This is a genomic window from Paenibacillus sp. 01L418, from assembly GCF_056400045.1.
Window position 1 is genome coordinate 1 of record NZ_JBFTSN010000326.1, and the last position, 8,293, is coordinate 8,293.

Annotated in this window: 8 protein-coding genes; 2 read left to right on the forward strand and 6 right to left on the reverse strand. The window is 44.4% G+C overall.

The features are described 5' to 3' along the window. Positions 1-537: hypothetical protein (locus AC1DSE_RS26385; protein WP_477528438.1), on the forward strand; the 537-nt coding region annotated here is incomplete at its 5' end. Positions 538-598: 61 nt separating this feature from the next. Here the strand turns inward: AC1DSE_RS26385 and AC1DSE_RS26390 are convergent. Together AC1DSE_RS26390 and AC1DSE_RS26395 are read right to left on the reverse strand one after the other, a co-directional pair. Beyond that, complete coding sequence (locus AC1DSE_RS26390) at positions 599-1,240, reverse strand: sigma factor-like helix-turn-helix DNA-binding protein (protein ID WP_477528443.1); 642 nt, start codon at positions 1,238-1,240, stop codon at positions 599-601. A gap of 29 nt (positions 1,241-1,269) precedes the next feature. Beyond that, positions 1,270-2,415, reverse strand: coding sequence for a protoporphyrinogen/coproporphyrinogen oxidase (locus tag AC1DSE_RS26395; RefSeq protein ID WP_477528439.1), 1,146 nt, complete (start codon positions 2,413-2,415; stop codon positions 1,270-1,272). A 172-nt stretch (positions 2,416-2,587) separates the two neighbouring features. Between AC1DSE_RS26395 and AC1DSE_RS26400 the strand changes: the two genes are divergently transcribed. Continuing rightward, entirely contained in the window at positions 2,588-3,769 is a 1,182-nt protein-coding gene (locus AC1DSE_RS26400) for an MFS transporter (protein ID WP_477512140.1), read from the forward strand. A gap of 84 nt (positions 3,770-3,853) precedes the next feature. Here AC1DSE_RS26400 and AC1DSE_RS26405 read toward each other — a convergent pair whose 3' ends face one another. The 4 genes from AC1DSE_RS26405 to AC1DSE_RS26420 form a co-directional block, all read right to left on the reverse strand. After that, entirely contained in the window at positions 3,854-5,506 is a 1,653-nt protein-coding gene (locus AC1DSE_RS26405) for an MGH1-like glycoside hydrolase domain-containing protein (RefSeq protein WP_477528440.1), read from the reverse strand. A gap of 109 nt (positions 5,507-5,615) precedes the next feature. Next, the gene (locus AC1DSE_RS26410; RefSeq protein ID WP_477528441.1) at positions 5,616-6,944 is read right to left on the reverse strand and encodes an ABC transporter substrate-binding protein; all 1,329 of its coding nucleotides are present in this window, start codon (positions 6,942-6,944) and stop codon (positions 5,616-5,618) included. A 134-nt stretch (positions 6,945-7,078) separates the two neighbouring features. Then, positions 7,079-7,915: a carbohydrate ABC transporter permease gene (locus AC1DSE_RS26415; protein WP_076270500.1), complete on the reverse strand. Its 837-nt coding sequence runs from the start codon at positions 7,913-7,915 to the stop codon at positions 7,079-7,081. 7 nt (positions 7,916-7,922) lie between these two features. Next, positions 7,923-8,293, reverse strand: a 371-nt coding sequence (locus tag AC1DSE_RS26420) for a carbohydrate ABC transporter permease (RefSeq protein ID WP_477528442.1), incomplete at its 5' end; no start/stop codon positions are given.

Genomic DNA, 8,293 nt, shown 5'->3' on the forward strand with positions numbered 1-8,293 from the left:
GTTTGTATGGATTATCTTCGAGATTACACCATGTATGCAGCAATATTTGGCATGTTTAGTTTCAGTTGGTTTGGCTGGGCACAAGAAAATCCTAGAGCGAGTTGGCGCAAATACATTGGCATAGCTTCTGGCATTGCACTTCTAGTATGCTTGGCAGGCGTCTACCTAAGTATAACGAACTGGGACGCACCCTCCGCTTTGTCTAATCAATCATCTTTCCGTAACTATTTGATTTCGGTATACACTGAGATCATTTTGGCAGGTGCGGGTGCTTTTGTATTCATAAAAACAAAACGCAGCAAATACGTTTCCCCTTGGATTGCCTTTATTGTTGGTATTCATTTTATTAGTTTGAAACATGTTTTCAAAGATCCCAGTTTATATGTACTTGCTGCATTGTTGATTGCCGTTGCCATTAGTACGTTAATCATATCTCAAAAGCTTAAGGTAGCCCATAGCGCAATTACAGGTATTGGTGCTGGTACCGTTTTTTTCTGCTTCGCCCTCTTAGGTCTTATTCGATATATCTTGGTCTAATACAAGCCAAAACAACCATAACTGCATCTCTGCTGTTATGGTTGTTTTATTTATTTATTTTCTATCTATTAAAATGGCGCAGCTTCTCTGGATTCATGACAATATAAATGTCCGAAATGACGTTGTCTTTGATATGGAAGGTAATAACCGAAAACGTAAGCTCGCCAGACTTAATCACAATGCCGCTATTTCCATTTAGTTCAACAACATCACAAGTGAAATCTGAAGGAACTTCCGGTCTAATCGCCGTAAAATAACGGATAATAAGATTTTGCCCCACAATCGGACGCAGAGCCGCATTTGTTTTGCCGCCTCCATCCGTATACAATACTGTTTCCGTGGAAAGAATCGACAGCATGCGATTGATATTGCCAGAAATGATTGCGTTTACGAATTCCTCCATCATAGGACTAGCAATCTCCTGCGGAGTCAATTCACTGCTGGAAGAAGACCCTATGCTTTTTTTTGCCCTATAAAAAATTTGCCTACAGTTTCCGCTGCTCTTATCGAGAATAGCGGCAATATCTTGAAATGGGTAATGAAACAACTCCCTTAATAGAAAAACAACACGTTCTACGGCGGTCAGCTGCTGCAATAACAGCAAGTATGCGGTAGACAACATTTCCTTCGAAATGTATAGTTGGAGCGGATCGTTTGAGTTAACACCACTCGTAACGAGAGGCTCTGGCAGCCACGGGCCCACATACAATTCCCGCTGCCTGCTTGTCGATTTCAACTATCAATAGAAGCAAAATCATGAGCAACCGTTATATTCGGTAAAAACTGACGGGCAGCTTCCACTTCGCGCCATCCCGGCTGCATAAGATCTAGCGCTTGCTCCAAGTGCTGTTCATCCTCTTTGGGATAGCTCGGATTTTCTCCAAGCTGCTTAATCATATGAATGACGACAGAATCCCCATCGTCGTTATGGCTGGCAACGGATGTTGGGTTGTTATAAAAAATAGGAGCGTCCAACCAGAAGCCAGCGATGAAGGATGCGCTTGGATTCGGTAGACGATGCAATACAAGATCCAAACAAGCCGCTTTTATCGTATGCGCTTGCTCCTTCCAATTAAGCAGGTTCTGATTAGCGTCCTTTACAAGCTTACATGCATCTCCTAGACCAGCGGCCACGATGACAGACGAAATCACCAATGACTCTCCATCCGCAAAACTGACTCGCAAATCCTCTTTGTCTGGTACAATTCCATCTACTGAACAACCAGTCACAATCGTAACCGAGGCTTGCTCTGCTTTTTGCTTTAGCGCATCTACAAGATTTGCCCACCCCTTTTCAATATAAAATGCCTTTCCGCCAAACGTTCGCTGCAATTGCTTGACAGCGATTGAGGCTATTAGCAGCTCTGGGTGCGGCACAAAGGTGTTCGTCCGACAAATCGAATAAATAACATGCCTAATCATCGGATCTTGAACTTCCTTTTCAGCCCATTCTCGGAATGTTACCCTTTCGAGTTTCGTTGTATCGATTTTAGCTAATTTCATCATAAACCGTGCTAGCTCTATTTTCCCAGTAATCGTGAACAATTTAGATGTCATCAATTGAATGGGCCCAGTCGGCAAAGGAAACACTTGATTGTTCCATATTGCGGCCACTGATGGCGGTGGATTGGCTCCTTTTAGCTTAACATCTAGCTCTTTTAGCACTTCCTCGCCTACCCCATCCTGATAGAAAGCATGAACACCAAGGTTGAGATAAGCTCCTTTCTTTTTCACCGTTAATGCCCTTCCGCCCAATCGATTGGACTTTTCGACTAGCAGCACGCGTAATCCTGCTTTAGCCAAATAAATAGAAGCTGTCAGACCAGATAAACCGCCGCCAATAATGACAGCGTCATAGGCTGTTTTTCGCTCATTCATAATGATCACCTCATGTTTTTGCTTATATGACAAATAACAAAGGTGTTTTGTTACAGAATAGTATTCATTTTCTGCCCTGATCACCACCGTTTTCTTCTAGACAACACGAGAAAAGTGAGCTACACTTTGTTAGAATTTGGCAAGATCATGAGGAGAATGGAGCAGGTTGAAGATGCGTATTGCCGCAGATATGAAACGTTTTTTGCAGGTGGATGGTGCAGGTAGGATGCTTTTCACCTTATTTTGTTATGGCATCGGCATGGGCATTCTAGCACCGATGAATGCAATTTATTTAAGTGAGAGCATCGGGCTTTCAAAGAATGAAGTCGTATCGATCTTCGTTGTGTCGCTGCTGCTCAATATGGGAACTACGATTACAGTTGGACTGTTAAGTGATAAGCTGCGCAGCAGAAAGAGACTGGTCATTACAGCTGCTTTGTTATGTCTCGTCGGTTTGTTCATTTATATGAACGCAGAAGGTTATGTCCAGGCGCTGATCGGCATGTGTGTTGTGAGCGCTCCGTCCGGACTCATTATGGGACAATTGTTCGCTATATCTCGGAATCATTTTGCTAGACTTGCCGGGGATATTGTGGAGATGGCACAAATATGGCTGCGCGCAGGGTACAGTGTTGGGTTTTTTTGCGGTTTGCTGGCAGGAGCGAACTTGTATTTGATTGCTACGTTTCAAGGTGTATTATGGGGCAACTTTGCAGGTTACGCAATGCTCGTTATCTTGCTGTTGTTCTACCGGGAACACTCTGAAGAGAAAAAACAAGCTAATATGGGAGCGAGCGAGCCTTTTTCCCTCATTATGCTAATTGCTCTGCTGCTGCTTGCATGCGCAGATGCCATTCGCGGATTGTACTTGCCGCTTGTCGTTAAAACGTTGTTCGGCAAGCCGGAATATATGTCTTATATTTGGAGCTCCCAAGCCGTATTCGAGCTGTTGTTCATGACCATCGCCGGTTATTGGGCGGCGAAATACGGCAGCAAAATAATTATTTTAATTGGCGGCTTTGGGGCGCTTATTACTTATACGATTTATGCCTTGCACTCGCCATTGATCGTTTTTTTCCTCATTCAGCCGATTTATTCTTTTTTTGTATCCATCTTGTACGGAGTAGCGATGGGGTATGTGCAGCGCATGTTCGCAGGCCGGACCGGATTCGGCGCAAGCTTGTACGTTTTCATTTCACTAACGGCATCATTAATCGGATATTTGTTACCATTATTCATCGAAGGGTACGATCCATCCATATTCGTCATTCCAATTGCGCTAGTATCTATTTCAATAACGATTATGTCTATCGTGCTGATAAGGGAACGTCGTCTGTCACAGCTGCCTCAATAATAAAACAAGCCTTGAGCCCATTCGGGTTCAAGGCTTATTCTTTGTTGCACAATGAACCTCAATAATCACTTTTCAACCCCGCATTTAACGGTAAGTCGGATTTACGACGCCAATTGCACGCTCCACGCTAAACTTGCCCTTCTCAAAGGTCAAATACTCATTGCCTTTCACATGAAAAGGAATCTCTTGATTATTATAAATAATTGCACCCTGAATCTCACGTACACTCATTCCAATGATTCCCTTCATTTGACCCTGGCGATCGGTAATAACGCGAATGCCGCTTGGAAAACGGATGAAGCTTTCTCCATTTCGATACAGCTCCGACCCCGCCTGCATATTTAACAGTTCATAGGTAACACCATCCACGATTCGGCTGTAGCCTGTCTCACCGGTAATCTCTTCTCCATGATCCATATTGTAGGGTACAAGTCCCGTAAACCATAGCTCGCCGTCTGGTGTAGGCAAAATACCGCATAAACGCTCAACATAATCTAACAGGCACAATATCGACGGAGAATACGCCTCAGTAAATCCCTCATCTCCAGTCCACGGGCTAACCGCCTGCGCAAAGCGGGTTGCTTTGGTAAATGAAGCTAAGATCGGGTACATCACCCAAGTGAGTTCAACGTGCCGTCCATGATGCTCGAAAGCATGAGGTGCGCGAATCAAGCTAAGGAAGTTCGATGCGCCTCCCCAGCTGTTGTAGCTAGAGAACGGATCAAAGCGCGGATCGTCCATAGCCATCGAAGTAAATGGATATTTGGCAAAAAATTTGCTTGTATTCAATAAATAACGTCTGAGCATCGTATCAAAAAAAGCCTGATCTCCTACTTCGCATGCCATTACGCGCAGCAGCACATCCGATTGTACTCGCACAAGCTCATCATTTCGGTCTCGATCATAGAAGAAATGATCCTCTCCATCAAAGCAATAACGATACAAGCTCGTTAAGCTCTCTTCGGCTCTCGCTAGCCAGTGCTGCTTGCTAGGAAGCTCAAGCTCCTCTGCAATACGAGCCAAGTAAAGACGTTGACAATATACATTTGCAGTTAAATCCGGCGCCAAAAAAGGTAATATCGGAGAATCAGGATTCATTTGCGCAGCATCATTAAGATGAGGGGTGTCAGGGACATGCCAGAACCGCGGTGAAAGATCATGCCCCGTATCAAAAGTACTGAATGCCTCTACACAACCTGTTCCACGGGTATTTCGGTACTGAACCAGCCACTCATCGTAGCTTGCCATCGCAGTATACATCGTTTGCAAAAACGGCTTCCCCGCATGATTCAGCTTATAATGGTTCCATATACTGCGTGCAAGCGGCGTCACCAGCTGAATCTGCCGGAATGYAGGACCATGCTCCGTTACCTTATAAGGCAACAAACCATCCTCACGCTGGTGCACGGCAAACGAGCGGAAAGTTGCATCCGATACGGATGGTATAAAGCGAGAAAGTAGCTCAGCATTAATCGTTCCTGTACTTTCCAGCCAACAGCCGAGATAGATTCCTCCTTCTTGCAAAATCGGCTCTTCACCGCCCGTAGGAACAATACAATCGAGCAGCTTGCGCACTGCTGCATAATAAACCTGCTCAAGCTTGCCTGAACGTGTTGTAAAACGAATGCCGGATTGCTTCCATTCCTCAAGGCTATTTTTATGAGATGGTTTCGTCAACTCGCCAATCTTCTCATCTATAGACAGCTCTCGAAGCTGCTTCAGCAATGATTCGCYCATCCTAATCGCCTCGCTTTTCCGATATAATTGTTTTCTCCACTTATTTAAAAACAGACTGCCGCGAGGCAGCCTGTCTATTCATGCATTGCTGATACCAACTCACAGGAAACTATTGATTGTTTTTGAATATTTTCAGAGTGCCATTATAGAAGTCCTTAACAGCCACTTCTACGCTCTTGCGTCCGAAACCAATTTCATACATCGTCGATTCGGCAAGCTTGGAATATTCAGAGAAGCCCGGAGGATTGTAGCTGACCGCAAACGGCTCCTTGTTTGTCGCTTCTGAAACACGGCTTGTGTAGTCATAAACAATTTTCTMTACGCTGTTCGCGCTAGTTTCAAGGAGCTTGCGGTTAGCCGCAACCACTGGTACACCGCGATCATTGCCTAACAATTTCGCAACATCGGGATCATTAATGAAGAAACTCAACAACGTCGCTACCTCGTTTGGATGTTTGGTCTTGGCATAACCCGACAAACCTTGGCTTGACTCGAACACTACGCCTGTTCCCTTCTCGCCGCGCGGCAGCTGTACCATAATCAGCTCATCTTGCGTAAGTCCTTGCAATGCTGCCAATTGATTGGACGGAATTAAGCTCATCGCTACTTTTCCTGTGACAACTAATGACTTACTTGTATCGCCGGGAGGATTGGATACTTGCAGCTCGGAAGGGACAACACCGCCGGCTTTCATCGTTTCATCCCAATATTGGAACCATTTTAACACGTCAGCCTCTTCGAAGCCCAGCGTCCCTTTATCCATATCATAAAGCTGTTTGCCTTGCTGCTTCAGGCCGATATCCATTCCATCAATGGACATGTTATAAGTACCATAGACACCGCTGCCCAGTTTGTCCGAGATTTCTTTGCTGATTCGTGCAAAGTCTTCCCAATTCCAACCATCCTCAGGTACGGGAAGGCCCGCTTTCTCGAACATCGTCTTATTCACAACGACTCCGCGTGCATTAGCACCAGCAGAAATATGAAGAAGCTTGCCGCCTATCGTGCCGTATTGAATCATCGATTGATCCATATCGCTTAAATTAAGCTCTTTATCCACATATGGAGAAAGATCAAGAAGCACTTCCTTATTCGCATAATCGACCACATTTCCTCCTAAGAAAAAAATGTCTGGCGCCGTGCCGGAAGCAAGCTGCGTATTAAGCTTATCGAAATAACCAGTGGATGGGGCAAACTCGCCAACAACCTTAATGGATGGGTTTTTCTCTTGGAAAATTTTCAACGCCTCGTTTGTAATATCCGCCCTCTTTTGATCTCCCCACCACATAATGCGCAGTTCTACTTGTTTTGCTTCACTTGACTCATTTCCGTTTTTCTCTTTTTCATTGCTTGATCCTCCACTGCCCGTACCACCTGAGCATGCCGCAGTGAATACCATTAACATTCCTAAAGCCAAAATAAGCAACCGCTGTTTCATTTTGATTTCCCCCAATACCCTATTATGAATTCGCTTTCACTTATGATGCTACCCTGATTTCCATTTATACGGAATTTCATTCCTTCGGGTATTCATTATCAATTTTTTCGGTTATCGAGCAAGAAAACACAATATCATTTCAAACCGGTAGTTGCGATGCCGTCCAAGAAATAGCGTTGAAAAATAAGGAATATAAGCGTTATTGGCACAAGCGACAATGCCGACATCGCAAGCAGCGCGCCCCAATCCGATTGACCAGTAGGATCAAATAAAGAACGAATTCCCAGCTGCACTGTAAACAGCTTAATATCACTCAAGTAGATCATCTGGCTGAAAAAATCGTCCCATGACCAAATAAAAGTGAAAATAGCGGCGGATATCAAAGCGGGTACTAAGAGCGGAATGATAATGCGGAAATAAATTTGCCGCGGACTGCAGCCGTCAATCGTCGCACTTTCATCCAGCTCTCTCGGAATTCCGCGGATAAACTGCACCATCATAAGAATAAAAAAGGAATCATGCGCCAGCCATTTTGGCAGAACCAGCGGAAAATACGTATTGATCCATTGCAGCTCATTATAGATGACGTATTGCGGAACAAGCGTCACATGATAGGGCAGCATAATCGTCACCAGCATTAATGAAAACCAAAGTTTCTGAAACTTGAAATTCAACCGCGCGAACGCAAAGGCTGCTAAGGAGCAGGTAATCACATTGCCAAGCACGCTTAGAATCGATATCAGCCATGAGTTTGCAAAAAACTTACTAAATGCTATTCCCTGAAAGCCGCGCCAGCCGTTAATATAATTATCCAAAGTGAATGAGCTTGACCATAATCCCGGCTGTGTAAAGATCAGCTCATTAGGCTTAAAAGAGCTGCTTATTAACCATAATACCGGGTAAAGCATGGCAATGCCAAAGATGATAATGATCGTATGTTTAGTTAATCCGTTTAACTTTCTCACTTGCATAGCTGCCTTACCTCCCTTCCTTGCTGTCACCGTAAAATACCCAATATTTTGATGTTGCAAAAATAATGGCTGTAAACGCCCCGATGATCAGCAGCATAATCCAGGCTAACGCGGATGCATAACCCATATCGAAGAACGAGAAGCCTTTCATATACAAGTACAGGGTGTAGAACATGGTCGCATCAAGCGGGCCTCCACGGCCGTCGCCAATGACAAATGCAGGTGTAAACGCTTGAAATGAATTAATAATGCTCATCACGAGATTAAAGAAAATAACAGGAGAAATCATGGGAAGCGTAATGCGAAAAAATTGACGAGCTTTGCCTGCTCCATCCACTTGAGCTGCTTCATACAGATCAAGTGGCACTTGTTTAAGGC

Excerpts from the sequence above, each read along its gene's own strand:
- AC1DSE_RS26415 (WP_076270500.1), bottom strand. The coding sequence starts at position 7,915 with ATGCAAGTGAGAAAGTTAAACGGATTAACTAAACATACGATCATTATC.
- AC1DSE_RS26400 (WP_477512140.1), top strand. The coding sequence starts at position 2,588 with ATGCGTATTGCCGCAGATATGAAACGTTTTTTGCAGGTGGATGGTGCA.
- AC1DSE_RS26395 (WP_477528439.1), bottom strand. The coding sequence starts at position 2,415 with ATGAATGAGCGAAAAACAGCCTATGACGCTGTCATTATTGGCGGCGGT.